Source organism: Pantoea sp. DY-15 (assembly GCF_019795935.1).
GTDB classification, from domain to species: Bacteria; Pseudomonadota; Gammaproteobacteria; order Enterobacterales; family Enterobacteriaceae; genus Pantoea; species Pantoea leporis.
The window spans coordinates 137,715-162,765 of sequence record NZ_JAIMIF010000002.1 but is presented as its reverse complement, the minus strand read 5'-3'; the positions used below and the strand labels follow the sequence as shown (position 1 = coordinate 162,765).

At 54.7% G+C, this 25,051-nt stretch carries 24 protein-coding genes; 9 read left to right on the top strand and 15 right to left on the bottom strand.

The window, feature by feature from the left end; translation table 11 throughout:
- Positions 1 to 16: 16 nt before the first annotated feature.
- Positions 17 to 1,240, top strand: coding sequence for an MFS transporter (locus tag K5Y32_RS09420; protein WP_222183153.1), 1,224 nt, complete (start codon positions 17 to 19; stop codon positions 1,238 to 1,240).
- On the opposite strand, the gene K5Y32_RS09415 is transcribed toward K5Y32_RS09420, so the two are convergent.
- Entirely contained in the window at positions 1,212 to 1,853 is a 642-nt protein-coding gene (locus K5Y32_RS09415; RefSeq protein ID WP_222183151.1) for an HD domain-containing protein, read from the bottom strand. The genes K5Y32_RS09420 and K5Y32_RS09415 overlap by 29 nt on opposite strands.
- 113 nt (positions 1,854 to 1,966) lie before the next feature.
- Between K5Y32_RS09415 and K5Y32_RS09410 the strand changes: the two genes are divergently transcribed.
- Positions 1,967 to 2,929, top strand: coding sequence for a GlxA family transcriptional regulator (locus K5Y32_RS09410; RefSeq protein ID WP_222183150.1), 963 nt, complete (start codon positions 1,967 to 1,969; stop codon positions 2,927 to 2,929).
- Positions 2,930 to 2,970: 41 nt separating this feature from the next.
- Here the strand turns inward: K5Y32_RS09410 and K5Y32_RS09405 are convergent, their stop codons facing one another.
- On the bottom strand, positions 2,971 to 3,807 hold the full coding sequence (locus K5Y32_RS09405; protein WP_222183148.1) for an alpha/beta fold hydrolase: 837 nt from the start codon (positions 3,805 to 3,807) through the stop codon (positions 2,971 to 2,973).
- 108 nt (positions 3,808 to 3,915) lie between these two features.
- On the opposite strand from K5Y32_RS09405, the gene K5Y32_RS09400 reads away from it, so the two are divergent.
- Together K5Y32_RS09400 and K5Y32_RS09395 are read left to right on the top strand one after the other, a co-directional pair.
- A complete protein-coding gene (locus K5Y32_RS09400; protein ID WP_255602528.1) occupies positions 3,916 to 4,914 on the top strand; it encodes a GlxA family transcriptional regulator in 999 nt (332 codons plus the stop codon).
- A gap of 79 nt (positions 4,915 to 4,993) precedes the next feature.
- The gene (locus K5Y32_RS09395) at positions 4,994 to 6,211 is read left to right on the top strand and encodes an MFS transporter (RefSeq protein WP_222183146.1); all 1,218 of its coding nucleotides are present in this window, start codon (positions 4,994 to 4,996) and stop codon (positions 6,209 to 6,211) included.
- An 11-nt stretch (positions 6,212 to 6,222) separates the two neighbouring features.
- On the opposite strand, the gene K5Y32_RS09390 is transcribed toward K5Y32_RS09395, so the two are convergent.
- The gene (locus tag K5Y32_RS09390; RefSeq protein ID WP_222183144.1) at positions 6,223 to 8,163 is read right to left on the bottom strand and encodes a methyl-accepting chemotaxis protein; all 1,941 of its coding nucleotides are present in this window, start codon (positions 8,161 to 8,163) and stop codon (positions 6,223 to 6,225) included.
- A gap of 273 nt (positions 8,164 to 8,436) precedes the next feature.
- On the opposite strand from K5Y32_RS09390, the gene K5Y32_RS09385 reads away from it, so the two are divergent.
- Entirely contained in the window at positions 8,437 to 9,546 is a 1,110-nt protein-coding gene (locus K5Y32_RS09385) for a Fic family protein (RefSeq protein WP_222183142.1), read from the top strand.
- A gap of 42 nt (positions 9,547 to 9,588) precedes the next feature.
- Here K5Y32_RS09385 and K5Y32_RS09380 read toward each other — a convergent pair whose 3' ends face one another.
- The 3 genes from K5Y32_RS09380 to K5Y32_RS09370 form a co-directional block, all read right to left on the bottom strand.
- Positions 9,589 to 9,936 carry a YebG family protein gene (locus K5Y32_RS09380; RefSeq protein ID WP_222183140.1) on the bottom strand — a complete coding sequence of 116 codons (348 nt, stop codon included), beginning with the start codon at positions 9,934 to 9,936 and terminating at the stop codon, positions 9,589 to 9,591.
- 73 nt (positions 9,937 to 10,009) lie between these two features.
- Entirely contained in the window at positions 10,010 to 10,804 is a 795-nt protein-coding gene (locus tag K5Y32_RS09375; protein WP_222183138.1) for an SIR2 family protein, read from the bottom strand.
- Positions 10,801 to 11,361: a non-canonical purine NTP pyrophosphatase gene (locus K5Y32_RS09370; protein WP_101761408.1), complete on the bottom strand. Its 561-nt coding sequence runs from the start codon at positions 11,359 to 11,361 to the stop codon at positions 10,801 to 10,803. The genes K5Y32_RS09375 and K5Y32_RS09370 overlap by 4 nt, the downstream gene beginning before the upstream one ends.
- A gap of 399 nt (positions 11,362 to 11,760) precedes the next feature.
- Here K5Y32_RS09370 and K5Y32_RS09365 point away from each other — a divergent pair, with 399 nt between their 5' ends.
- A complete protein-coding gene (locus tag K5Y32_RS09365; protein WP_255602527.1) occupies positions 11,761 to 12,921 on the top strand; it encodes a bifunctional diguanylate cyclase/phosphodiesterase in 1,161 nt (386 codons plus the stop codon).
- A 259-nt stretch (positions 12,922 to 13,180) separates the two neighbouring features.
- Here K5Y32_RS09365 and K5Y32_RS09360 read toward each other — a convergent pair whose 3' ends face one another.
- From K5Y32_RS09360 to K5Y32_RS09320, 9 genes are all read right to left on the bottom strand, one after another.
- A complete protein-coding gene (locus K5Y32_RS09360; RefSeq protein WP_222183134.1) occupies positions 13,181 to 13,450 on the bottom strand; it encodes a hypothetical protein in 270 nt (89 codons plus the stop codon).
- Between the two features lie 425 nt (positions 13,451 to 13,875).
- A complete protein-coding gene (locus K5Y32_RS09355; protein ID WP_222183133.1) occupies positions 13,876 to 14,781 on the bottom strand; it encodes an ABC transporter substrate-binding protein in 906 nt (301 codons plus the stop codon).
- Positions 14,781 to 15,575 (bottom strand): amino acid ABC transporter ATP-binding protein, encoded by a 795-nt coding sequence (locus K5Y32_RS09350; protein WP_176972119.1) that lies wholly within the window; start codon positions 15,573 to 15,575, stop codon positions 14,781 to 14,783. Before K5Y32_RS09350 ends, K5Y32_RS09355 begins: the two co-directional genes overlap by 1 nt.
- Positions 15,559 to 16,485, bottom strand: coding sequence for an amino acid ABC transporter permease (locus K5Y32_RS09345; protein ID WP_008108808.1), 927 nt, complete (start codon positions 16,483 to 16,485; stop codon positions 15,559 to 15,561). Before K5Y32_RS09345 ends, K5Y32_RS09350 begins: the two co-directional genes overlap by 17 nt.
- Before the next feature lie 9 nt (positions 16,486 to 16,494).
- Positions 16,495 to 17,007: a GNAT family N-acetyltransferase gene (locus K5Y32_RS09340; protein WP_101761402.1), complete on the bottom strand. Its 513-nt coding sequence runs from the start codon at positions 17,005 to 17,007 to the stop codon at positions 16,495 to 16,497.
- Between the two features lie 9 nt (positions 17,008 to 17,016).
- A complete protein-coding gene (locus K5Y32_RS09335; protein WP_101761401.1) occupies positions 17,017 to 17,949 on the bottom strand; it encodes an ABC transporter substrate-binding protein in 933 nt (310 codons plus the stop codon).
- An 18-nt stretch (positions 17,950 to 17,967) separates the two neighbouring features.
- On the bottom strand, positions 17,968 to 19,281 hold the full coding sequence (locus K5Y32_RS09330; RefSeq protein ID WP_222183131.1) for an LLM class flavin-dependent oxidoreductase: 1,314 nt from the start codon (positions 19,279 to 19,281) through the stop codon (positions 17,968 to 17,970).
- 83 nt (positions 19,282 to 19,364) lie between these two features.
- A complete protein-coding gene (locus K5Y32_RS09325) occupies positions 19,365 to 20,522 on the bottom strand; it encodes an amidohydrolase (protein WP_222183129.1) in 1,158 nt (385 codons plus the stop codon).
- A 22-nt stretch (positions 20,523 to 20,544) separates the two neighbouring features.
- A complete protein-coding gene (locus K5Y32_RS09320) occupies positions 20,545 to 21,540 on the bottom strand; it encodes an MsnO8 family LLM class oxidoreductase (protein ID WP_101761398.1) in 996 nt (331 codons plus the stop codon).
- A 368-nt stretch (positions 21,541 to 21,908) separates the two neighbouring features.
- Between K5Y32_RS09320 and K5Y32_RS09315 the strand changes: the two genes are divergently transcribed.
- The 3 genes from K5Y32_RS09315 to K5Y32_RS09305 are packed head-to-tail and all read left to right on the top strand — an operon-like array spanning position 21,909 to position 24,740.
- A complete protein-coding gene (locus K5Y32_RS09315) occupies positions 21,909 to 22,886 on the top strand; it encodes a TRAP transporter substrate-binding protein (protein WP_222183127.1) in 978 nt (325 codons plus the stop codon).
- 48 nt (positions 22,887 to 22,934) lie between these two features.
- Positions 22,935 to 23,441 carry a TRAP transporter small permease gene (locus tag K5Y32_RS09310; RefSeq protein ID WP_222183125.1) on the top strand — a complete coding sequence of 169 codons (507 nt, stop codon included), beginning with the start codon at positions 22,935 to 22,937 and terminating at the stop codon, positions 23,439 to 23,441.
- 12 nt (positions 23,442 to 23,453) lie between these two features.
- The gene (locus K5Y32_RS09305; protein ID WP_101761395.1) at positions 23,454 to 24,740 is read left to right on the top strand and encodes a TRAP transporter large permease; all 1,287 of its coding nucleotides are present in this window, start codon (positions 23,454 to 23,456) and stop codon (positions 24,738 to 24,740) included.
- The last annotated feature ends 311 nt before the right edge of the window (positions 24,741 to 25,051 follow it).

The window sequence follows — 25,051 nt, the reverse complement described above, 5'->3', positions numbered from 1 at the left end:
AAGAGCAGGCTAAATAATGAATTCAACGTTTAAGCACGAAGAAGCCCAACGGCTGCCGATATTGGCGCTTTTGGCGCTCGCAATGGCAGGTTTTATCTGCATTCTGACTGAAACCATACCCGCGGGATTGCTGCCACAAATCAGTCAGGGGCTCAATATTTCCCCCTCGCTGGCCGGTCAATGGGTTACCGCCTATGCAGCCGGTTCGCTACTGGCCGCGATTCCGCTCACATTGCTGACCCGAAGTTGGTCGCGCCGGGTTGTGCTGCTGAGCACCGTGTGTGGATTTCTGCTGTTTAACACTCTCACCGCCGTCTCTTCAGACATCGTCATCATCTTAATAGCGCGATTTTTTGCTGGTGCCTCAGCCGGTTTGGCGTGGAGTTTGATTGCGGGCTATGCGCGAAGAATGGTGGCTCCATCGCTTCAGGGACGCGCATTGGCGCTCGCCATGGTGGGCACGCCAATCGCCCTTTCAATCGGCGTCCCGGCAGGCACATGGATGGGATCGTTGCTGGGATGGCGTCTGACTTTTGCCGCCATGTCGGGACTCTCGATTATTCTGATTGGCTGGATTCTGCTGGCCGTGCCGAACTATCCCGGCCAATCGGCCACGCAAAAAATGCCGCTTGGTGCAGTATTACGTATCCCCGGCGTATGTGCCGTGCTTGCTGTGGTGCTGACCTGGATGCTTGCGCATAACATTCTCTATACCTACATCGCGCCGTTTATTACTTCAGCCGGTCTGGCGCATCGCGTGGATGTGGTGCTGCTGATCTTTGGCATCGCGGCTTTGGGTGGAATATTCATTACCGGCAAGATCATTGATACCCATCTGCGTAAAGCGGTGCTGATGTCACTCTCCATCTTTGCTGCGGTGTCGCTGATTTTTGGTCTGAGTACGCCAACACCCGCCGTGATCTATGCGGGCATAGCCGTTTGGGGACTCACCTTCGGTGGTGCCGCGACGCTGCTGCAAACGGCTCTGGCAGATGCCGCCGGCGAATATGCCGATGTCGCGCTCTCCATGAATGTCGTCACCTGGAACAGCGCTATCGCCCTCGGCGGTTTGACCGGCGGAATGTTGCTGGAACATGTCGGCTCCCAATCTTTTCCGTGGGCGATTCTGCTATTGCTGTTGGTCGCGTTGGGAATTGCGCTGCGTGCTAAGCAGGGTTTCCCGGCTGAGAACTGCCGGGCGAAAACGTCACTCAGCCCGGCCAGCGAGACTGACGGATAACGCGACAGAAATTGAGCGGTGAAAAATCCGGCTCTTTATCCTTAATCACATCGGCTTTTACATTGCCAAAGGTGGTGTCCGGTTTAAGCCGGATGCCATCATAAAAGGCCTGAATGATCGCCTCCTTGAATGCCGCCGGGCGCGGATAGTTCGCCGTCACGGCGCCAATCTCCTCTTCCGCAAACTTCTCATAACCGATGCCCAGCACGTCCATCTCCACGCCAGCGGTAACCAGCGCTATTTCTGGTGCCATAAACTCCGGGATTCCCGGCGTTGTGTGCAGCGCAATCGCGGTCCACACCTTATCGATATCGCTGCTGGCGATGCCGTAGCCCTGCAAAAATGCCCGCGCGGCATTGGCGCTATCTACCTCAAAACGCTTATCGCAGCTGCAGTGTTCGTGCGTCAGGCCGATGTCATGGAACATGCAGCCGATATACAGCAGCTCGCGATCGACGTTAACTCCACGCTGCTGCCCCGCTAGCGCGCCCCAGTAAAAGACGCGGCTGGAGTGGTTAAACAGCAACTCTGATTCGGTATCGCGCACAAACTCTGTCGCTTCACGGGCCATTTTGCTGTCCGGGATGCGGATGCCGGTAATGTTCACGCTCATTTTTTCTCTCCTGTTGGTTGTCTTTTTCAACCATAGAGCGCAGGCTAAAAGTCTTAAAGTGCCCAATGCAGACGATTAAAGACATTGTGATGTTTTGCGACATGAGGAATTGAATGCGTCATGAAATAGCGATTTTGGCGGTGCCGGGCGTGCAGTTACTCGACGTTTGCGGCCCGCTGGATGTGTTTGCCGAAGCCAACCGTCTGCTGCAGCGGCAGATTTACACGCCACGCATTATCGCGATTGAGGGCGGAGAAATTCACGCATCATCCGGCGTGCGGCTGAGCGCAGATTTGCAGCTGGCTGAAACACTGAACTATGCGCCGCATACCTTTCTGATTGCGGGTGCGCCGGGCATAGAAAATTTTGCTGCCGATAACAACCTGCTGCATGCGCTGAGCGGTTTATGCCAGCGCAGCCAGCGTTTCGGTTCGGTGTGCAGCGGCGCATTGCTGCTGGCGCGGACCGGATTGCTGGCCGGAAAGCACGTCACCACGCACTGGGAAAGCGCCGCTTTACTGGCTTCACGTTTTCCCGAGATCACCGTAGATGCCGATGCGTTGTGCGTTGCAGATGGGCGAGTGCGTACCGCCGCGGGCGTTACGTCTGGGCTGGATCTGGCGCTGCGTCTGGTGGAAGAGGATCTTGGGCGAGAAGTTGCGATTGAGATCGCCGCGCATCTGGTGATGTTTTTCCGGCGTCCGGTCAATCAGGCGCATTTTATGCGCAGCAACAGCGCATCGTTGCGCGGCCGCTCGGCGTTGCAGGAGTTACAGCGTTGGGTGATTTCGCATCTGGCGGAAGTTAAAACCGTGGCGATGATGGCCGAACATATGGCGATCAGTGAAAGGCATTTGACGCGATTGTTCCGCAATGAGTTGGGGATGACGCCGGGACAATGGCTGGAACGCGAGCGCGTAGCGAAAGCGAAACAGCTGCTGGAGCAAAAATCGCTGCCCGCAAAAACGCTGGCATTACAGTGCGGATTTTCCGGCGCTGACGTGATGCGGCGAGTATTCAGCCGCGTCACCGGCATCACACCCGCCGCATATCGCAAAATGCAGCGTTTCTCGTAGGGTCGCCATTTATGGCGACCAGGTACACGTCAACGCGCATCCTACGATTTCGCAAACGCCAGCAAGTCAGGATTAATCTGCTCAGGATGCGTCGCGAACATACCGTGCGACAAACCTGGATAGGTTTTCAGCGTGCCCTGTTTCAGCAACTTAATCGCCTTATGCGCCGAATCATTAATCGGCACCACCTGATCGTCTTCCCCGTGCAGCACCAAAACCGGCACGGTGATCGCTTTTAAATCTTCGGTAAAATCGGTTTCCGAGAAGGCAGTGATACAGTCGTACTGCGCCTTAGCGCCGCCCGCCATGCCCTGACGCCACCAGTTATCGATCAAACCCTGGCTCACTTTCGCACCCGGACGGTTAAAGCCGTAGAACGGCCCCGCTGGCACATCGATAAAGAACTGCGCGCGGTTAGCGGCCAGCGCTGAGCGGAAACCGTCAAACACCTCTTTCGGCAAGCCTTCAGGATTGGCGGCGGTTTGCAACATGATTGGCGGCACGGCGCCCATCAACACCGCTTTCGCTACGCGGCCTTTCTCGGCATGCGCCACATAACGCGCCACTTCACCGCCACCGGTTGAGTGACCGATATGGATGGCGTTGCGCAGATCCAGCGCTTTGGCCAGTTCTGCCACGTCGGCGGCGTATGTGGTCATATCGTTGCCGCTATCGGTTTGGTCAGAACGCCCGTGGCCGCGACGGTCGTGGGCGATAACGCGATAACCCTGTGCCAGGAAGAACAACATTTGGTTGTCCCAGTCATCGGCGCTTAAAGGCCAGCCGTGGTGAAACACTACCGGTTGCGCGTTTTTTGGGCCCCAGTCTTTGTAAAAGATTTTGGTACCGTCTTGAGTGGTGATGATGCCGTTGCTCATGAGTAAGTCCTCTGTAAGTGATTGTCTGCGTTCGATGGGCTTATTGTCACGGAAAGCGGCAGCGGCTAATATTGTCAAATATGACACATTAGGGGCCGTAACTGACAAATGATGAAAACTGCAGAAAACAGCGTTGTGGCGGAGATTGGTCTGGTACTTTATCCCGATTGCCAGCTCGCGGCGATTTATGGCTTAACCGATATGTTCAGGATTGCCGCGGAATGGGCGGAAAATATATCGGGTGAGGAGCGCAAGCGGACGATTCGTGTCTCACATTGGCAGATCGATGCGCACAGCGATCACATGGTTTGCGTCTGGGATAGCCATCCCGATACGCCACATCGATTGAGCCACGTGATTGCGCCGCCAAGTCTGGTGGCGCCAGCGAAAATGGTGCCCATGAAGGTGCCTGCCAACTGGATGAGCGGGCTTTATGATGAAGGCGTAACGCTCTGTTCGGTGTGCGCCGGTGCCTTTGTGCTGGCCGAAACCGGACTGATCGATCACCGTCGCGCCACCACGCACTGGGCCTTTGCGCAGACGCTGTCAGAGCGTTTTCCTGCGGTGGACGTCGCGGTGGAAAATATGGTGATTGACGATGGCGATATTATTACCGCCGGTGGGATTTTGGCGTGGACCGATTTGGGTTTGACGCTAATCGAAAAAGTGCTCGGCACCGGCACCATGCTGGCGACCTCACGCTTTTTACTGATCGACCCGCCGCGACGCGAGCAAAGCACCTATTCGGCATTTATCCCCAATTTCGATCACGGTGATAGCCAAATTCTGCGCGCGCAGCATCATCTTCATGCCCATGTTGCTGAGCAGCACAGCATTGAGAGCATGTCGGCGCTGGCAAGCATGACGCCACGTACTTTTCTGCGCCATTTCCAGAAAGCGACCGGCCTGCGGCCAACGGATTATTTGCAGCAGGTACGCATTATGAAAGCGCGCGACGCGCTGGAGCTGAGTAATCGTTCGGTCGATCAGATCGCCTGGGAGATTGGCTACAGCGACCCTTCCGCTTTCCGCAAAATTTTCCGCAAACTCACTGGCGTCACGCCCGGCCAGTATCGGCAGCGGTTTGGTACCCGGCAACATAATTAACGCCCATCACAGCAGGAAAATCGCCGTTTTCCTGCCATGATTACGTTCGTCCCGTTCCGATTACTTGCTAAGGATTTCTATGCCACTGCGTTCGCTTCAGGCTCTGTGTCTGGTTAACTTTTTTATGGCTGACGTACGAGATGGTCTTGGGCCTTTTCTCGGCATATTTCTGACAGAACGCCACTGGAATGCAGGAGATATTGGCTGGGTGATGACCGCCGGTGGCCTTGCAGGGCTGGTTGCCACCCTGCCGGCGGGTTTAGCCACAGACGCTACTCGCCATAAACGATCGTTGCTGCTCATCGGTTCACTCCTGATCACCCTATCCACCTTGCTGCTGTGGTATTTCCATCAGGGATGGATCGTGGTTTTATCGCAGATTGTGACTGGCCTTTCCGCCGCGCTCATCGCGCCGATGTTGACGGGTATTACCCTTGGCCTGGCCGGTCCGCAAGGATTCAGCCATCAAATGGGGAGAAATGAAGCCTTCAATCACGGCGGAAATATGACGGCCGCCATTATTGCGGGTGCTTCAGTGTGGTTGTGGGGAACGGGTGCGGTGTTTGTTCTCATGACGACGATGGCGCTGTGCGCAGGTGCAGCCGTGCTGGCTATTCGTCATAACGACATCGATAACCTTGCCGCGCGCGGGCTTTCTGGCAGCGAATCGGCCAGCAACGTCCCACGTCTTTATCAGATTGCCCGTAATCCTGCCGTCATTATCACGGGAGTCACGCTGTTACTCTTCCATCTTGGCAATGCCGCGCTGTTACCTATGCTGAGCCTGCGGGTGGCGGCAGCGCACAATGCAGCCATCAGCCCCGGACTTTATGCTGCCGCCACGGTGGTTATTTCACAATGTGTGATGATTCCCATGGCGCTGTATGCTGCACGTCACGCACCGCGTTTTGGCTATCCCGTGCTGATCACGGCGGCGCTGCTGGTGCTGCCATTACGTGCGTTGATTGCCTCCGCTTTTGACGGCGCTTATTTCATGATTCCGGTACAGATTCTGGATGGCGTAGCGGCGGGTCTGCTGGGCGTGGCGGTGCCGGGTTATATCGTGAAGGTGCTTGAGGGCAGCGGACATACTAATGCGGGTCAGGGTTTTATCATGCTCATGCAGGGCGTCGGCGCGGCAATGAGTCCCGCGTTGGCGGGAAACATTGCCGCAGCCTATTCCTATCGCAGTGCGTTTGCCGTGCTAGGCGCGATCGCCCTTGCGGCGCTGATCACCTGGTGGCTAGGCAGCCGTTATTCAGAGAAAAACGGCGTGCCACGCTCAGCGCGTTCTTAGCTGTGGCTCGATTAACTCAGCTGGAAACGCCCAACGGTGTTCGCCAGCTGCGAGGCCTGATCTTCCAGCGAACTGGCGGCGGCAGACATCTCCTGCACCAGCGCGGCGTTCTGCTGCGTGGTGCTGTCCATCTCGTTCACCGCGATGGTCACCTGGCTGATGCCGCGCGCCTGCTCATCGGAAGCAATCACGATTTCACCGATAATGGTGCGCACCGAATTCACCGCCTGCGTCATCTCCTGCATGGTCTTGCCCGCATCCTGCACCAGCTGCACGCCGCTGCCGACGCGCTGCGTTGACTCCTGAATCAGCGCGCCGATATCTTTCACCGCATTGGCGCTGCGTTGGGCCAGATTACGGACTTCCGACGCCACCACGGCAAAGCCGCGTCCTTGTTCTCCGGCACGCGCCGCTTCTACTGCGGCGTTCAGCGCCAGAATATTGGTCTGGAAGGCGATGCTATTGATGATGGCGGTGATGTCGCCAATTTTCTTCGCGCTGTCGTCAATTTGCGCCATGGTTTGCACCACTTCGCCCACCAGCGTTTCACCACGACTGGCAATGTGCGTGGCGTTGTCGGTGAGCGTTGTCGCCTGATGCGCGTTGGTGGCATTGTGTTTCACCGTGGCAGTAATCTGCTCCATGCTGGCGGCGGTTTGCTCTAGCGCGGCAGCTTGCTGCTCGGTACGCGAGGCGAGATTGAGGTTGCCGCTGGCGATTTCACCCGCGCCCTGACGCACCGACGAACTGGCATCCTGAATCTGTCCCACGATATCGCGCAGCTGATTTTGCATGGTATGCAGCGCATAGAACAAGCTGCTGTTATCGCGACCTTTCAACGTGATGACGTTATCGAGTTTGCCATCGGCGACGGCCAGCGCGATGGTCGCGGCTTCCAGCGGTTCGCCACCAATCGGCTTCAGCACTTTGCGGCTGAACAGCATGCCAAGCAGCGTACACACCACCAGAATGCTGATGATCATCAGGATCACCGCGTTAATCAGTTGACGATGCGCCGCCGCCATCACCTGGCTGACCGGCGCAACCACGCCGAGATACCATTTCTGATCGCTGTTACCAATCACCACCGGCTGCCAGGTTACCAGCGCATCTTCACCCAGCAACGCATCATGATGTTCCATCACGCTGCTGCTGAAGTTATGGGTATCACCTTTCCACGGCTTGCTGGTCTGGCTTTTATCCGGATAGGAAACCACATTACCCGCGCTGGAGAGCAACATCGCATAGCCGCTGCCATCCCACGGTTTGATTTTGTTGACCTTTTCCTGCAGCGACGCCAGCGAAATATCGGACGTCACCACGCCCCACAGTTTGCCCTGACTCACAATCGGCGCCGCTACCGAAGTCAGCAGCGTCGGCACGCCGTTGTAGGCGTAGCTGTATGGCTCAATCAGCATATCTTTCTGACTTTTCTGCGGCAGCAGATAGTAATCGCCCTGACCTGGCGTGAAGATCGAGGTCAGCGGATGCAGGTTAAAATTGCCGGTTTGATCGCGATCGACGAAGAAGGCGTAGCGTCCTTTCGGTGCCGCATTGGCTTGGGTGGCGAACTCCGCGTCACGTCCGTCAAAGGCATTCTCTTCGAAGATCACCGAGATCGACAGATAATCGGGATTATCGCGCAGCGCCGATTCCATCAGCTTATCGGCAACTTTACGGTCCTGAATGCCCGCCGCTGGCAGTGCGATCAAGCTATGGCCGAGGTTGTGCGCCACATCGCGCGCGTAGCTAAGTTCATGCTGAATTTGCAGCGCCTGGCTTTGCGCAATCTGCTGCAGATAGCTTTCAGCCAGCGACTTTTGTTCGTTACTGGATTGCCAGCTAAGCACGCCGATGGTCACGGCAAAGCCGAGCGTGATGGTTAAGGCGCCCGTCAGCAGCATCTGCGTGCGGGTGCTCATTTTTTTCTTAAGTGATGCGTGTTTGGCCATTATGGCGCTCCTGGAGTTGACACTTTTCGGTATTCAGAACCACTCCCTGTGCGCGAACATCCCTTTGAACACTCTATCGGCGCGCAGCGGTGGAACTTGATGGCGACCCAACGGAGTTTGGCGAGGTTTTTGTAGGGTCGCCATTCATGGCGACCGTCATCAAATCAGCGCCCTCTATCTGCTGGTCAATGAGCCGATTACAAGCTATTATTCAGCTCACCATATGAGCCGAATAGCCGTTCTATTCAGCTCATGCGATTCAGGAGTGACTCTATGATGTGGATTTGGCAGCAGCCCGATTGGCCGCAGTTTCGCTGGCAGGAAGAGAAATTACTGCCGCGCCTGCGCCAGCTGCAGCAGCAGCGCGGCGTCTTGCTGGGCCGCGCTAGCGTGCAAGATAACAGCGATCAACAAACGCTGGATACGCTGCTCAGCAATATCCTCTCTTCCTCAGCGATTGAAGATGAGCGCGTCAACGCGCAGTCGGTACGATCGTCCCTTGCCCGCCGTTTAGGGGTTTCGCTCGATCAGCCTTACCCGGTTTCCGAACGTTCCGAAGGTTTGGCAACCATGATGATGGATGCCATTACGCAACGCGATCAGGAACTAACGTCGGCGCGTTTATGTCAGTGGCATCGCTGGCTGTTTCCCGCAAGCGAATGGACCATCAAGCGACTGAATGTCGGCACGTTACGCGGCGATGAACCGATGCAGGTAGTTTCAGGACGCATCGATCGACCAACGGTGCATTTCGAAGCGCCGCCGCGTGCAGGGCTGGAAGCACAGCTAGAGGAATTTATTGCCTGGTTTAATCACAGCCGCGCGAATCCGCTGCTCGATCCGCTGTTGCGCGCCGCGCTCTGCCATCTGTGGTTCGTTACGCTGCACCCGTTTGATGACGGTAATGGACGTATCACCCGCGCCCTGACCGATTTGGCGCTGGCGCAGGCGGATAGCCAGAGCATCCGCTTGTATGCCATGTCCGCATCGATTCTGGCGCGACGTGCCGATTATTACCGCATCCTGCAGCAGACGCAGCGCGGTGCGCTGGACGTCACAGATTGGCTGCTGTGGTTTTGTGATGTGCTGAATGACAGCCTTGAGCGTGCGCTGGAAACCGTCACGCGCACGCAAAACAAAGCGCGCTTCTGGTTAATGCACAATGCTGCTGAGCTGAGTGCGGAGCAAACCCGCGTGCTGAATCGCTTACTGGATGGCGGTGAACAGGGATTTAACGCAGGCATAAGCGCCGGCCAGTATCAGAAGGTGGCGAAAGTGAGTAAAGCCACGGCGACGCGACATCTGACAGAACTGCTGGCGAAAGGTTGTCTGGAGAAATTACCCGGCGGCGGGCGCAGCACGCGCTACCAGATTAAGCATTGATGGGTAACCAGGTGCGCATCAATGCGCACCTGACAAAACGGCTTACGCCGCTTTAACCGCGCGGACTTTCTTTTCCGGCGCTACCGCTTCCGCTTCGCTCTCGGTTTCCGCAGCGGCTTCAGGCGTTTGCGCAACCTCTTCTGCCTTTACAATATCCGGCAGCTTGCTGGTGCGCAGGATATGCTGCACCGCGTCTTTCTGTTCAGCCAACAGCAGACCCAATGCTTCGGCCTGCGCTTCACCCAAATCTGGCTGATGTTGCTGTAGCCAATCGGTAAAGGCGTCTGCCATATCGAGCATTTTGTCCCAGGCATCCGCGTCTTTTTTATTGGCAAACGTCATCTTTTCTTCACCCTTTCTGACTACAACATATTTGGTTTCGACTGCCATGATGCACCTCGATTAACTGTATTTATATACAGTATATTCTGATCAAACTTTTCCAGGCAATGACTTTCTGCTGTTAAGCCAGTAATTCTTCCAGGAATAGCGCCAACGCTTTGCGCGGATCGTCCTCTTCCGAGACGATCATCTCAATGCCCCACTGCCCTAATACCTCTTTTGCCACCGGGTTATTGCGGTTGGTGAACAGGTACGATTTAGGACGCGCGGTGGCCAAGCCGGTTCGGCCCCACATTTTTGTCAGGCGGTAGAATAACAGACGAATATTGAAATCGCTGATGCTGTAGCCCACAAACAATACCGAGTTGCCCATGACGTCGTGCGTGAGTTTGATACCCAGCGGCGAATCAAAATAGAGGCGTTCAAAGTAGCTGCTTTCATCCAGCACAATTGACGTATCGTCGTCGAAATCACCATGCAGTTTGATGATGTGGCGCTTATCTTCAGTCAACGACACCAAATCTGCCGCGTTCGCGACTTTACTGTAAGGCACGTTGTGCGCCTCATGCGCCATTTCAAGCCAGCGATCGTAATTGGTGGTGTAGATGCGTGAGAAATTGCCTTGGGTGATCATGGTATGGATTTCAGAACTGCGCACGTCAATATCCGGACGATGCCATTCGCGATCCATCCAGCTGCGCAGCGGTCCCAGCGAGCCTTTACGCTGCTTGTAATACTCCGCCAGCGACAGATGCGTGCCGTAGGTATTGAAGATTTTTGGGTCGTAGCCCAGCTCTTTAGCCAGATGCGCAATCAGTTCATGCCATTCCGGCAGGCCAAGATTACGTGAAATGCCTGCACCGGCGAACAGGATCAGTTTACCGGCGTCATAGGCGCGTTTTAGCTCGGGTTTCATGCCAATCCCCGCGATGTTTTCAAAAAGGTTGCGAAGCGATCCAGCGCCAGGCGACGCATCGAAATCTCATTTTTCAGCTCGCCCATTTCGGCGAAAGTTTGCGTGTGCCCTTCCGGGATAAACACGCAGTCCCATTGAAATTCGCGTGGACCAGCAGGCTCGGTGGCGATGGTGCCGCGCAGTTCGCCTTCGAACTGATACATTTTTTGCCCATCGCAATAGCCAAGCACGGTTTTTGCCGTGACGCAGGCGCTATCTAAACCGTTCACCAGTTTGGTGAAGCGCTCGGCATTCAGGCGGCTCCAGAAGATGCGCGTCAATCCGGCCGGTAAGCCGTTCAGGCCATCCAGATAGAGTCCGGTGTGTTCGACAAACAGCGGACGACCAATAATAGAGAACGCTTTGGTGAGCTTGTCGCGCACCAGTTCAACCTCATTTTCAGTCTGAATCTCTTCAATACGGCGTGCGATGGGCAGCACTTCGACACCGACCGGCTCAAGGATGGTACGCACCTCGGCCAGCTTTAGTTCATTGGCAGACAGGAATCGTATTTTCATTGCAATCAGTATGTTGAAGGTGAGTTTAAGCTCTGTAAAAGCCTTTCCGTTGTTCGTTGATTCTAGCGCGCCTACCGGGCACTGGGTAGGAACAATCTCTGATAGGAGAAAACAAAATTATGACTTTATCGATGCAAGAATCTAGAATAATTATGCGATTCAATTTAATAAATATGACAGTAAAAATGAGAACCTCAGATGATTTCTTATTTTAGCTCCAGATATTCCATGCTAAAAGATTTACCCTTCATTTTGCAGGGTGATAACCCAGAAAAAAAATTGCGCTTAACTCTGCTCATTGCTGGATTTTCCAGCATCCTGGCGGGTTTTTATATGGTAGCGACGAATTTCATTAAGGGAGAAAATGGTGTTTCCGCCTTATATTGCCTGAGCACCGCGATGGGATTTTATATTGTCATTGCGGCATTCCGTGACAAGCTGAACAAACATCTCTACATCATCGTGCATGCTTTGTTACTGATCATAATGCTGTTGTTTCTGCTGGATAATGACCACAGAGTAGAAAAACACTCAGAGTACAATTATCTGGTGGCGTTAACCGTCGGCTCAGCATTGGTATTACGCCAGCAAACACCTTACTTAAGTAAAATATTCCCGTTAATCTGCCTGGTGGTTTATCTGTTTTTTATCTCGACCGGATTAACCTGGCAACATAGCGCGTTTCAGCTCAATATTCCGCATGAGTCCGGCTTTTATATCGTCAACTGTGCAGTGCCAATGATCGCGCTGTTGTTGACGGCATTCACGCTGCGCGGCAACTACTCCGAAACCGATTTGATTAAACGTGAACTTTCACAAGCCATCGAAAAGAATCAGCTGGAGCTCTATTACCAGCCACAAGTCGACAGCAATAAAAAGCTGATTGGATTTGAAGCCCTGCTGCGCTGGAAGCATCCTGTTAAAGGCTTTATTTCACCCGAAGTGTTTATTCCAGTGGCCGAAAAAAGTGGCTTGATTATCGACATTGGCAAGTGGGTGATGGAACACACCTTACAGCAAATCGCCGAATGGGATCGCGGTCAGCACCTTAGTGATTTGGTGTTTTCTGTTAACATCAGTCCGCTGCAGTTAATACACCGCGATTTCACCCAGGATACCTTGTTATCGCTGTCACATTATAAAATCCGCCCCGAACGCCTCAAGTTTGAAATTACTGAAACCACCTTTATCTACGACCAGAAGCGTATTGGCGACGTAATCAACCATTTTAGCCAATTAGGTGTTAAATGGGCGATTGATGACTTTGGCGTCGGCTATTCCTCGCTGAAATCGATTAGTGATTTTGCTATTGATGATATTAAGATCGATAAATCGTTAATCATGCAGATTTTTAAAAATGAGTCATCGGCGATTGTGGTGCAGAAAACCATCGAGTTATCGCGTGAAATGGGTCTGAATGTGCTGGCTGAAGGCATCGAGAGTGAGGAGTATTTCACCTACCTGCGCGATAAAGGCTGCCATCTGTTTCAGGGCTACCATTTCGCCCGCCCGCTGCCGCCCGCAGATGCGCAGGTATGGATCAAAAAGGCCAAAATATAACCCCCTGTTTTGTAGGGTCGCCATTTATGGTGACCAGGTGCGCATTAATGCGAACCCTACGAAAACCACGTCATATAATCGTACGGTCGCCATTTATTTCAACCAGGTGCGCATTAATGCGCACCCTACGAAAACCGCGCTATATAATCGTACCGTCGCCATTTATGGCGACCAGATGCGCATAAATGCGTACCCTACGAAAACCGCGTTATACATTCGTAGGGCCGCCATTTATGGCGACCGTTCCAGCATATACAATTTAAAACAGCAGTTTCGCAAGTGAAAGACCCGCTCCTAAGGTTACAAATTGGCTAGTCACCATCCATTTGGTTTGTGTAATCATTGCTTTATACAAATCGACCTTTATCGCCGCAACATCCTCCTTAGTAGCGTGATTAGACATGATCACCGCTACATCCGCTTTCACCGCAGCCACATCCTCTTTAGTCGCATAATTTGACTTGATTACAGCCACATCAGAGACCAGCGAAGTAACCTGATCTTCCAGCCTTTTAACACGCTCTTGCATTCCTTTACCTCCGCTCGGTGGTTGTCCGCCTTAATTGCATTTACGTTGACGGCACGCATAATTGATAACACTTTTATTTAACGGTTCAGCTAACATTATTTCACCCCAATCGTTTCCATTTTTGATTGGGTAATGCAGGTTGACGGTAGGCCATTTAGTCAAACTCCCTTTTGCAATGGTAAACCTTAAACACCACACTCGCCCAAAACCCTGAACATCTTAGCACCGGGATTTTTCATAAACATTAGTGGTTTGAATAAGAAAATAAAAATAACTGTCAAAAAAACAAAGAAGATAATCAATTAACTGAGCAACAAATATTCTGCCGACAATTTAATGTGAGCCAACCTAAAACCCAATGAAATAAAAAAAGCCCACAACTTTCACATCGTGAGCTTTCTCGCAGAATAAAGCAGGACGGAAAATTACTGGTAAACAATCCCCGGAGGATTTACCTGCGATGTTTCCACCGCCTCTTCCTGTTCGCCCCAGCGTGCCAACACTTGTTTGTACTCGCCGCTGGCAATCGCACCATTAATCGCCTGCTGCAGCGCCACATCTAATCCATTGCCTTTCTTAGTAGTCACCGCCACCCAGGCACGAAACGGGCCGTGGCCGACGATTTTGGTCTGCCCGCGCGAAGCGACTTTCCATGCAGCCAATGATTGAGGGCCAAACGATGCATCCGCACGCCCGGAAAGCAGCGCCAGCGTGGCTGCCGCATCATCGTTGAGATAGATTGGCTGCACGGGCGCTAAGCCTTGGGCGCGGTTCTTCTCATCCCAGCTGAGTAAAATCCGCTCCTGATTGGTGCCCGAACCAACAATGATGCGCTTACCCGCCACATCTTCGCGGCCCTTAATCGCGGTTATCGCGCTATTGGTTTTCACCGCAAACGCATGGTTATCCGCGCGATAAGTAGCGAAATCGAACTTCTTCTTGCGCTCTTCGGTAACGGCAATATTGAACATCGCCACGTCATAACGTCCGGCGGTGATGCCCAGCGGCCAATCTTCCCACGCGGCTGGCACCAGTTTCAGTTTTAAGCCCAAACTGTCCGCCAGCAGACGCGCAATATCCGGATCGCTGCCAATCAGCGTTTTATTATCCGACGCCCACAAACCGATCGGCGGCGAGTTCATCGCCGTAGTGGCGACGGTCAAATAACCCGGATTCACAAAGTGAAAACCCGCTGGAATCTTCGCGATAGCCTGTGGATTCGCGGCTATATTGATCGGCGTTTCGTTGTTTTTGGCATCCAGCGTTTCTGCTGCGATGGCTGGCGCGCTTAACATCACTGCCAGCAACGCCGTAATAATTACTCGTTCCATTAAAGTACCCGCGCCAGAAAACGTTTGGTGCGCTCGTGGCGCGGCTGATTCAATACCTGATTGCTGCTGCCCTGCTCGACAATGCGTCCATCGACCATAAACACCACGTTATCTGCCACTTCTCGCGCAAAGCCGACCTCGTGCGTGACAATCACCAAAGTGGTGCCGGAACGCGCCAGCTTTTTGATTACATCCAGCACTTCACCCACCAGCTCGGGATCAAGCGCTGACGTCGGTTCATCAAACAGCATCACGCGCGGATTGAGCATTAAGGCACGCGCAATCGCGATACGCTGCTGTTGGCCGCCCGACAAATGGCGCGGCCAGGCATCGGCTTTGTGACGCAAACCCACCACATCCAGCAGCTCACCGGCGCGATCAATCGCTTCACGGCGTGACAGCTGACGATGCGCAATCGGCGCTTCAATCAGGTTCTCCAGCACCGTCAGATGCGGGAACAGATTGAAGTTCTGGAACACATAGCCAACGTTGATGCGCTGACGCAGAATCGCCTTCTCTTTCAGCTCATAAAGCTTGTCGCCGCGACGCTGATACCCGATGTAATCGCCATCGATCTGGATATAGCCTTCATCGACGCGCTCCAGATGGTTAATGGTGCGCAGCAGCGTCGATTTACCCGAGCCGGATGGCCCAAGAATCACCGTCACCGATCCCGGTTCCAGCTCCAGCGACACATCATCCAGCGCTTTCAGTTTGCCGAACGACTTGCTCACGCCGGTAATGCTAATGGCGCCAGCGGTATGCAGATTGCGGTAATCAATGGCTTCGGACATGGGAAAGCTCCTCGGTTGCAGGTTTGGCGCTGCGGTTACGCCATTGACGCCAGCGCGACGGCTGCGGTTCACGGGTGACACTGCGCGCCAGCCAGCGCTCAACGCTGTGCTGCAGCAGTGACAGAACGGTGGTGATAATCAGATACCAGGCCGCGCCGACCATCAGCAGCGGAATCACCTGCTGCGTGCGGTTGTAGATCATCTGGATGGTGTAAAACAGTTCCGGCATCGCCAGCACGTAAACCATTGAGGTGCCTTTGGCGAGGCTGATGATTTCATTAAATGTGGTGGGAATAATCGCGCGCAGCGCCTGGGGCAGAATGATGCGGAAGGTACGGCGCGTGGAGGATAATCCCAGCGCTGAAGCCGCTTCAAACTGGCCGTGATCGACACCCAAAAAGCCGCCGCGAATGATCTCAGCACTATAGGCGCTCTGCACCAGCGTCAAACCAATCACCGCCGCCGGGAACTGGCCGAGCACGTTGATGGTCTGGAAATGGCCCCACGACAGCGCGGTAAACGGAATGCCGAGCGACAGCGTGTCGTACAGATAGGAGAAGTTGTAGAGGATGATCAGCACAACGATTAGCGGCAGCGAGCGGAACAGCCAGATATAGCCAAACGCCAGCGTACTCAGCAGCCAGGATGACGAGAGGCGCGCCAGCGCCAGCAAACCGCCAAAAATCAGGCTGAGTATGGTACCAAACAGCGTCAGCAGCAGCGTTTGCCCCAAACCGCTGAGGATCACCGGATCAAAAAACCATTTGGCGAACACCCCCCATTCCCAGCGCGGATTGAACGCAACCGAATCAATCACGCTGGCCAGAATAAACAGCGCGACAATCGCGCCGACGGTACGTGCCGGATATCGCGCCGGCACCACGGTTAAACGTTGTGGTTCATTACTCATTACAACTCCTTAGCTGGCCTGCGCCACGCTATGTACATCAATCACTTTCAGGAAGCGCAAGCGTCCATCGTGTGGCGGCTGGCTGTAGACTTCCATATCCTCCAGTAGCTCAAACTGCGGCTGATAACCGTGGCCGATATACAACTTCACCGCTTCCGGCTGGCGGAAACCGGTGGTGAGAAACACGCGCTGATAGCCCGCACGCAGCGCGCGTCGCTCCAGTTCCTGCAGGATCAGTAGCGCCAATCCCTGACGACGCAGATCGCTGCGCGTCCAGATGCGTTTAAACTCGGCGGTCACTTCGTCGTAGGGTTTGTACGCGCCCATCGCGATGATCTCGCCGTCACGCTCCAGCACGATAAACAGCCCGCGCGGCGGCAAATACCATTCGGTCAGCTCCACCTCTTTTTGGCTGGTGAAGAACGCGCCGTAGCGCGCGGTGTATTCACCAAACAGTCCGGTCAAAATCGGTTGCAGCTCAGGCGCTTCCGGTGATACTTCGCGGAACAGTTGTTCGCTCATGCGGCCTCCTTAATCGCCCAATCCGGCCGGATTGATCTCTGAACTGTCGATACGCTCAACGCCTTCACCCCAGCGCTTCAGCACCTTGTCGTAATCGCCGTTCTTGATCACGCCATTCAGCGCGGTGTTGATCGGCTGCACTAAACCGCCATCTTTCTTCACTGTCACCGCGATGTGCGCCGCTTTCGGCCAGCCGCCATCGACGCTGCCAACCAAACGCGTCTGCTTAGTCAGCGCGGCTTTCCAGGCGCCAATCACGTTCGGACCAAAGTAGGCATCGGCGCGACCCGACTGCAGCGCCAGCGTTTGGGCCGCATCGTCTTTGGTATACACCGGCGTAAACGGTTTCAATCCCTTGGCCTGATTCTCTTTATCCCAGGCCAGCAGGATCGATTCCTGATTGGTGCCAGAGCCGACGATAATGCGCAGTCCGGCGATATCTTCGGCTTTGGTCAGCGACTTAATCGGGCTGCTGGATTTGACGTAAAAACCGAGTGAGTCTTTGCGATAGGTGGCGAAATCGAAGCGCTCTTTGCGCTCTTTGGTGACGGTCACGTTACTGATCGCCGCATCGTATTTGCCCGATGCCACGCCCAGCGGCCAGTCTTCCCAAGAAGTTGGCACCACGTTGAGTTTCAAACCCAGGCTGTCGGCGACTAAGCGGGCGATATCCACTTCGCTGCCGAGCAGGGTTTTGTTGTCATCACTGAATACAGTTAATGGCGGCGAATTCAGCGCGGCCACCGCTACGGTGAACGAACCCGGCACGGCAAAGCGATGTCCAGCCGGGATCTGCGCCACTGCGGCGTCATTTTTCGCGGTATTGATCGGCGTTTTGTTGGCTTCAACACTGATGTTCTGACCGTTAACCGCCACATCTTCGGCGAATACGGCGCTGCTCATGCCCAGCAACAACAGCGCAATAAGGGATTTTTTCTGCATAGCGTTTATTCTCGAGTTTTATTTTTGTGTGTATTGATTAACCGGATCTTTCAGACCAAAGCTGGCGCGCAGCGTGGTTCCGGGGTATTCGCTGCGGGTTAAACCGCGCGCTTGCAGAATCGGTACCACGCGATCGACAAAGCGTTCGAAGGTATCTGGCGTGCCGCCCTGAATGATGAAGCCATCGGTCGCTTCGCTCTCAAACCACAGCTGCAAACCGTCGGCCACCTGTTCTGGCGTGCCGTGGAACAGCGGACGCGGCGTCGCGGCTTCCAGCGCCGCCTGGCGCAGCGTGTGGCCATGCTCGCGCGCCTTGCGTTTGATTTCGTCGGTGGTGCTGCGGAAGCTGTTTTGTCCGATATCGCCGAGTTCCGGGAACGGCTCATCCAGCGGATATTGTGAGAAGTCGTGATGATCGAAGAAGCGGCCGAGATAGTTGAGCGCATCTTTGATGGAAACCAGCGCGGCGGTGGTTTGATACTGCTGCTCCACATCTTGCGCACTGTCGCCAACAATCACACCGACGCCCTGGAAAATGTGCAGATCGCCCGGCTGGCGGCCGTTCGCCACCAGCTGTTTTTTCACATCGCGATAGAATTCCTGCGCCTCTTCGCGCGTCGGCTGATGGGTAAAGATGGCATCAGCATGTTTAGCGGCCAGCTTGCGGCCATCTTCCGAAGCGCCCGCCTGAAACACCACCGGACGTCCTTGCGGCGTGCGTTCGATATTCAGCGGCCCTTGCACCTGGAAGAAATCGCCGTGGTGATTAAGCGTGTGCAGTTTCTCTGGATCAAAGAACTGGCCGCTCTCTTTATTACGTACGAAAGCATCGCCTTCCCACGAATCCCACAGCCCTTTCACCACTTGCAGATACTCATCAGCGATGCGGTAGCGCAGCGCGTGTTCCGGATGCTGCTGGCGCGAGAAGTTCTTCGCCGAACCTTCCAGCGGCGAGGTCACCACGTTCCAGCCCGCACGACCGCCGCTCAGATGATCGAGGCTGGCAAACTGCCGCGCCACGGTGAACGGCTCGCTGTACGAGGTGGAAACAGTGCCGACCAAACCGAGATGCTCGGTCACGCCCGCCAGTGCCGACAGCAAGGTCAGCGGCTCGAAGCGATTGAGGAAGTGGGGAATCGATTTTTCGTTAATAAACAGGCCATCGGCAACAAACAGGAAATCCAGCTTGCCCGCTTCCGCCTTGCGCGCAATGTGTTTAGCGTAATCAAAATTGATGCTGGCATTCGCCAGCGCCGCCGGATGACGCCACGCGGACATATTGCCGGACGCACCATGCAGAATGGTGCCCAATCGCAGTTGTCTTGCAGTCATAATGTTCTCTCTTTTGCCAAGGCGCAGCCTGACGGCGACATGCCTGTCGCCGTGCAGAACCGGAATTAAATAGGTGAATCGCGTTAGTTCAGAATGGCGTCACGACATCGCGCGTTGAGGTGCTGCAACGCTTGCTGAGCCAGTTGCGTAAAGTAGTGTGCAGCGGGGGCAATCAGCGCTTCATCAGGATTGAAGCCGCCATGATGCAGACCAAATTCGCTCGCGCTGCCAATGCTGACAAACGCGCCGGGGATCTGCTGTAAGTAGTAGGCGAAATCTTCGCCGCCGAGATGTAACTCAGCGGTCTGTACGCGGTAGCCCGCCTGCTGCGCCACGTTGCTGGCAAACTGCGCCCAGCGCGCATCATTCTCCAGCACCGGCGGACCGGGATGCCAGCTAAAGGAGGCGCTGGCTCCGTTGGCGGCGGCGATATTCTCCACCAGCGTGCGGGCGCGCTGCTCCAGCTCCGCGCGCACCTGTTTGTCATGGGTGCGCACCGTGCCGCCAAATTCGGCCTCGCCGGGCAGCACGTTCCAGGTTTTGCCGGCTTCGATGCGCGTGACGCTGAGCACTAAGCTGTCCAGCGTGTTGAAGCTGCGGCTGGTGAGCGATTGCAGCGCCTGAATAATCTGGCTGGCGACCACAATGCTGTCCACGCCCTCTTCCGGATGCGCGGCGTGCGCGCCTTTGCCGGAAACCCGCACGATAAATTTATCCGCATTGGCGTAAAACGCGCCGCCGCGTGTGGCGAAGGTGCCGGTCGGCAAACCGGGTTCATTGTGCATGCCGAAAATCGCCTGCACCCCGTCCAGCACGCCCGCATTGATCAACTGGCGTGCGCCGGTGGCGTTCTCTTCCGCCGGTTGGAACAGAATACGGATGCGGCCCGGCAATTGATCTTCCACTGCTTTCAGCTGCAAGGCCGCGCCCAGCATCACCGCGCTGTGAACATCGTGGCCGCAGGCGTGCATCACGCCGCTGTTGCGCGAGCGGTAAGTGAGTCCGGTGGCTTCGTGAATCGGTAGCGCATCGATATCGGCGCGCAGCGCAATCAGCGTGTCGCCGTGCCCCACTTCGACGATTACGCCGGTTTCCAGCGGATAATCCAGCAGACGCAAACCGGCGTCCTGTAACCAGCGGCGCAGGCGCGCGGTGGTTTCGACTTCGCGGCCGGATAACTCCGGCCAGCTGTGCAGCTCACGTCGCCAGTCAATCAGCTGATGTTCGCTAAATTGCGTCATACCTGCCTCCGGAAGCAGCGAATCATGCGGTGACTAAACGGTGAGTGGCCAACAGTTCGAGTGATTTCACGCGCGCCTGCTCTTCAGCCACCGGCGTATCAATCACGAACTCTTCAATGCCAAAATTCTGATGCAGCGCATCCAGCTTGGCATGCACCTGCGCGGCGGTGCCTTTCAGCAGCGATGGCGTGCGCGGTTCAATTACGTAATCGGTATAACCGCCCTGACGCACATAGCGTTCGGCCTGCTCGACGCTGCCGACGTTGACGCTGGGTCCATCTTTCACGTTGACGTGATAAACGCGCAGGTTATCCACCAGCAAATCGGCTTCCGCCGGCGAATCCGCCACCACCACTTGCACCGCCACCAGCGCGCGCTGGCCGTTGCTGTGCTGGCGATAGCTGTTGAGGACTTTTTCCATCAGTTGCGGATCGCCGTTATGATGCGCGGCAAACACCAGCTGCCAGCCGAGTTCTGCCGCCAGTTTGGCGCTCTCTTCGCTGGCACCCAGCAGGAAGCGATTGGCCGGACGCGGCGGCTGCGGCGTGGCGCGCAGAATCTCTTCATCACCCACTGGCGGCACTTGCAACCAGCTATCCAGCAGCGTCAATTGCTCGGCGAAGCTGCCTTTCTCCTGCAGATGCACACCGAGCTGCAACGCACGCGTTGAGAGCGGCAAGCCGCCCGGCGCTTTGCCGACACCGACATCGATACGGCCCGGCGCTAATGACGCCAGCAGGTTGAAGTTTTCCGCCACTTTGTACGGGCTGTAGTGTTGCAGCATTACGCCGCCGGAGCCGACGCGAATATGTTGCGTCTGGCCAATGATCCAGGCGATTAGCAGTTCCGGCGACGGACTCGCCAGACGATCGGTATTGTGGTGTTCCGCTAACCAGAAACGGTGATAGCCCCAGGCTTCCGCCTGCTGCGCCAGCTGTAACGTGCGGTGTAGCGCGTGGCTGGCTGTCTCTCCGTCGGCAATCGGCGATTTATCCAGCAAACTCAGTCGGTATGACATGCGCCTTATCCTTTTCGTCATGAATATGGCGAGTAGTTTGTGGCGGAGAAGGCAGATTCGTAAAACATGATATTGTCGTATCTATATTTAATTTATGCATATCAGGGAGATAGATTGAACCATGTGGTTTAAAATCCTTTGAAAACACATAATTATCCCCGCAGGATATGGATTGTTGTGGTGATGTTTTGAAAATGTGACACTCAATATAAAATTATTAAAACATCGTTTCAAAATGTGACGTAATTCATCCAATCGCCATTCCCTTATTTTTCCAGCCACTATTTTCTCTATGCTGACACCACGCGGCATCCTTCGACAAATTAATGCGCCGCCCCTTCCTGCCTCCCCTTAGCTGGAGAAAAAGCATGACGTTTAAAAAATTACTTCTGGTCGTTTCGTTATCCTCTGCAGCAGCGTTTTGCCCGGCAGTGGCTTCCGCCAAGGTCATTAAAGTGGCCGAAGTTCAACCGGCGGGTTATCCCACCGTGGTGGCGCTTGAACACATGGGCGAGAAGCTAAAAAAAGCCACTGATGGCCGATTGGAAATGAAGGTTTACGCCGGTGGCGTACTCGGCGATGAAGACCAGACGCTGCAGCAGGTGCAACTGGGCGCCATTGACATGATCCGTGTTTCGCTGGCACCGGTCACCACCATCGCGCCAGAAACCAGCGTATTAACCTTGCCGTATGTTTTTCGCGATGAGAATCATATGCACAAGGTGCTTGATGGTGATATCGGAAAAAATATCGTCGAGAAATTCGATAACGATCCTAACGCCCGTATGATATTCCTCGGCTGGACCGACGCCGGTGTGCGCAACATGATCACTAAAAAGCCAATCGCCAAACCCGACGATCTTAAGGGAATGAAAATCCGCGTGCAAAACAGTGCGATTTCGTTGGCGACCTTAAAAGCCATGGGCGCAAATCCGGTGGCAATGGGCGTGAGCGAAGTGTTTAGCGCCATGCAAACCGGCGTGGTGGATGGCACTGAAAACAACCCGCCAACCTTTGTTGCCCACAACTATATGCCCGTCGCTAAGTACTACACCCTCACCGGTCACTTCATTCAGCCTGAAATGATTCTCTACTCTAAACCGTTGTGGAATCGCCTCTCGGCTGACGACCAGGCGTTGCTGAAGAAATTAGGCAAAGAGGCACAGGAGGAAGAGCGTCAGCTCTGGGCAACTTACACCCAACAATCCATCGAGAAGATGAAAGCCGGTGGCGTGACCTTCCAGGAAACCGATCGTGAAACCTTCATGAAAGCCACGCAACCGGTGCGCGATCAGTTTGGCGGCAAATATCAGGATTTGATGAAACAAATTGCTGATGTGAAGTAATCCTCCCCACGCCACGTGCCTGCGTGGCGTTTTAATCAGGTAAACATTATGACTGCATATTCTCGTCTGATGGATGGGCTTTATTTGCTGTGCATGGCGATCGCCGCCGTTGCCTTGTTGATTATGGTGACGGTGATTCCCATCGGGATTTTCTCACGCTATGTGCTGAACGACGCATTATCCTGGCCAGAACCGGTCGCCATCATTTGCATGATCATCTTTACCTTTATTGGTGCGCCAGTCGGGTTCCGCGCCGGTACGCATATTTGCGTCTCGATGATGACCGACCGGCTCTCGCCGGCGAATCAGCGCTGGCTGCTGAAGTTGTCTGACGCGCTGATGATCATCACCTGTCTGGTGATTTTCCGCGCCAGTTACAACCTGTGTGAAGCGATGTGGGTGCAAACGCTGGCTTCATTACCGGTGGTGACCTACGGCGAAATGTATTTGCCGATCCCGATCGGCGCGATCTTTACGCTGTTGTTTGTGATTGAGCGATTGGTTAATGGCGATCAAAGCCAACGCGCCATCGTGACTCTTGGCGGCACCCACTAAGCGGAGAAGAAAATGGACGCACTGATTTTGATAGGCAGTTTGGTGGTGTTGCTGCTGGTGGGTTTCCCGGTGGCATTCGCCGTTGGATTGAGCGCGTTTATTGGCGCATGGTGGATCGATTTACCGCTTGAAGCGGTGGTGATACAGATTACCAACGGCATCAATAAGTTTTCGCTGCTGACCATTCCCTTCTTTATTTTGGCTGGCGCGATCATGGCGGAAGGCGGCATTGCCCGTCGGCTGGTCAACTTCGCCTATATTTTCGTTGGCTTTATTCGCGGCGGTTTGTCGCTGGTAAATATTGTCGCCTCAACCTTCTTTGGCGCGATTTCGGGATCTTCGGTGGCGGATACCGCCTCGATTGGTTCCGTGATGATTCCGCAGATGGAGGAGAAAGGCTATCCGCGTGATTTCGCAGCGGCGGTAACGGCCAGCGGCTCGGTACAAGCGGTGTTAACCCCGCCCAGCCACAACTCGGTGATTTATTCGCTCGCCACCGGCGGTGTTGTCACCATCTCATCGCTGTTTGTCGCCGGCATCATTCCTGGCCTGTTACTGGGTTTTTGCTTAATGGTAATGTGCCTGGGATTTGCGCGTAAACGCGGCTATCCCAAAGGTGAGCGCATCCCTTACAAGCAGGCGTTGAAAATCTTCTTCGATGCGTTTTGGGGATTGTTCACCATTTTCATCATTCTCGGCGGAATTCTGTCCGGCGTTTTCACCGCCTCGGAATCGGCAGCCATTGCCTGCATCTGGGCGTTCTTTGTCACCATGTTTATTTATCGTGATTTCAAATGGACGCAATTGCATATTCTGGTGTTTCGGACCATCAAAACGGTAACCATTGTGATGGTGTTGATCGCCTTCGCCGCCGGTTTCGGTGCGGTAATGACCTTTATGCAATTACCCACCATCATTACCGAAGCCTTTACCCAATTTTCCAGCAACAAGTATGTGATTTTGATGTGCATTAATCTGCTGCTACTGGTGGTGGGGACGCTAATGGATATGGCACCGCTGATCCTGATTCTGACGCCGGTACTATTACCGGTAGCCACCGCACTCGGCGTCGATCCGGTGCATTTCGGCATGATAATGCTAACCAACTTAGGCATCGGATTAATTACGCCACCGGTCGGCACGGTATTATTTGTCGCCAGCGCCGTGAGTAAGCAAAAGATTGAGCAAGTGGTCACCGCCATGCTGCCTTTCTATGGCGTGTTGTTTATTGTGCTGATGTTGATTACCTATATTCCAGCGTTATCGCTATGGCTACCGCGTTTAATGGGCGTGATGTAACAACCGGTCAAATCATTGTGCTTTAAATCTGCTGCGGGCTCTGACACATCTACTGCGTCACGGGCCGTCCTCGCACCGCTAGCGCGGTACCTTCGGCTTTCACGTCGTGCCGACGGATCATTCGGGGATCGGCCGTCCTGGCCGGCCCCGAACTGCCTCACGCATCCCTGCGTGAGGCTCCTGGCCCAACGTAAAAGCCTCAGCGCTGCGGATAGCCCTTTTGCCGCAGCAGACGCGTCAGCGCCTCTGGCAAATGTGCCCTTTTCAACAACTCGCACTGAAGGTTTGGAGCAGGCCGGGGCCGCTTTTGG

Excerpts from the sequence above, each read along its gene's own strand:
- K5Y32_RS09380 (WP_222183140.1), bottom strand. The coding sequence starts at position 9,936 with ATGGCAGTCGAAACCAAATATGTTGTAGTCAGAAAGGGTGAAGAAAAG.
- K5Y32_RS09330 (WP_222183131.1), bottom strand. The coding sequence starts at position 19,281 with ATGACTGCAAGACAACTGCGATTGGGCACCATTCTGCATGGTGCGTCC.
- K5Y32_RS09340 (WP_101761402.1), bottom strand. The coding sequence starts at position 17,007 with ATGAGCGAACAACTGTTCCGCGAAGTATCACCGGAAGCGCCTGAGCTG.
- K5Y32_RS09305 (WP_101761395.1), top strand. The coding sequence starts at position 23,454 with ATGGACGCACTGATTTTGATAGGCAGTTTGGTGGTGTTGCTGCTGGTG.
- K5Y32_RS09345 (WP_008108808.1), bottom strand. The coding sequence starts at position 16,485 with ATGAGTAATGAACCACAACGTTTAACCGTGGTGCCGGCGCGATATCCG.
- K5Y32_RS09405 (WP_222183148.1), bottom strand. The coding sequence starts at position 3,807 with ATGAGCAACGGCATCATCACCACTCAAGACGGTACCAAAATCTTTTAC.
- K5Y32_RS09420 (WP_222183153.1), top strand. The coding sequence starts at position 17 with ATGAATTCAACGTTTAAGCACGAAGAAGCCCAACGGCTGCCGATATTG.
- K5Y32_RS09355 (WP_222183133.1), bottom strand. The coding sequence starts at position 14,781 with ATGGAACGAGTAATTATTACGGCGTTGCTGGCAGTGATGTTAAGCGCG.
- K5Y32_RS09310 (WP_222183125.1), top strand. The coding sequence starts at position 22,935 with ATGACTGCATATTCTCGTCTGATGGATGGGCTTTATTTGCTGTGCATG.
- K5Y32_RS09360 (WP_222183134.1), bottom strand. The coding sequence starts at position 13,450 with ATGCAAGAGCGTGTTAAAAGGCTGGAAGATCAGGTTACTTCGCTGGTC.
- K5Y32_RS09350 (WP_176972119.1), bottom strand. The coding sequence starts at position 15,575 with ATGTCCGAAGCCATTGATTACCGCAATCTGCATACCGCTGGCGCCATT.
- K5Y32_RS09370 (WP_101761408.1), bottom strand. The coding sequence starts at position 11,361 with ATGAAAATACGATTCCTGTCTGCCAATGAACTAAAGCTGGCCGAGGTG.
- K5Y32_RS09395 (WP_222183146.1), top strand. The coding sequence starts at position 4,994 with ATGCCACTGCGTTCGCTTCAGGCTCTGTGTCTGGTTAACTTTTTTATG.
- K5Y32_RS09335 (WP_101761401.1), bottom strand. The coding sequence starts at position 17,949 with ATGCAGAAAAAATCCCTTATTGCGCTGTTGTTGCTGGGCATGAGCAGC.
- K5Y32_RS09325 (WP_222183129.1), bottom strand. The coding sequence starts at position 20,522 with ATGACGCAATTTAGCGAACATCAGCTGATTGACTGGCGACGTGAGCTG.
- K5Y32_RS09320 (WP_101761398.1), bottom strand. The coding sequence starts at position 21,540 with ATGTCATACCGACTGAGTTTGCTGGATAAATCGCCGATTGCCGACGGA.
- K5Y32_RS09365 (WP_255602527.1), top strand. The coding sequence starts at position 11,761 with ATGGGATTTTATATTGTCATTGCGGCATTCCGTGACAAGCTGAACAAA.
- K5Y32_RS09385 (WP_222183142.1), top strand. The coding sequence starts at position 8,437 with ATGATGTGGATTTGGCAGCAGCCCGATTGGCCGCAGTTTCGCTGGCAG.
- K5Y32_RS09390 (WP_222183144.1), bottom strand. The coding sequence starts at position 8,163 with ATGGCCAAACACGCATCACTTAAGAAAAAAATGAGCACCCGCACGCAG.
- K5Y32_RS09415 (WP_222183151.1), bottom strand. The coding sequence starts at position 1,853 with ATGAGCGTGAACATTACCGGCATCCGCATCCCGGACAGCAAAATGGCC.
- K5Y32_RS09400 (WP_255602528.1), top strand. The coding sequence starts at position 3,916 with ATGATGAAAACTGCAGAAAACAGCGTTGTGGCGGAGATTGGTCTGGTA.
- K5Y32_RS09315 (WP_222183127.1), top strand. The coding sequence starts at position 21,909 with ATGACGTTTAAAAAATTACTTCTGGTCGTTTCGTTATCCTCTGCAGCA.
- K5Y32_RS09375 (WP_222183138.1), bottom strand. The coding sequence starts at position 10,804 with ATGAAACCCGAGCTAAAACGCGCCTATGACGCCGGTAAACTGATCCTG.
- K5Y32_RS09410 (WP_222183150.1), top strand. The coding sequence starts at position 1,967 with ATGCGTCATGAAATAGCGATTTTGGCGGTGCCGGGCGTGCAGTTACTC.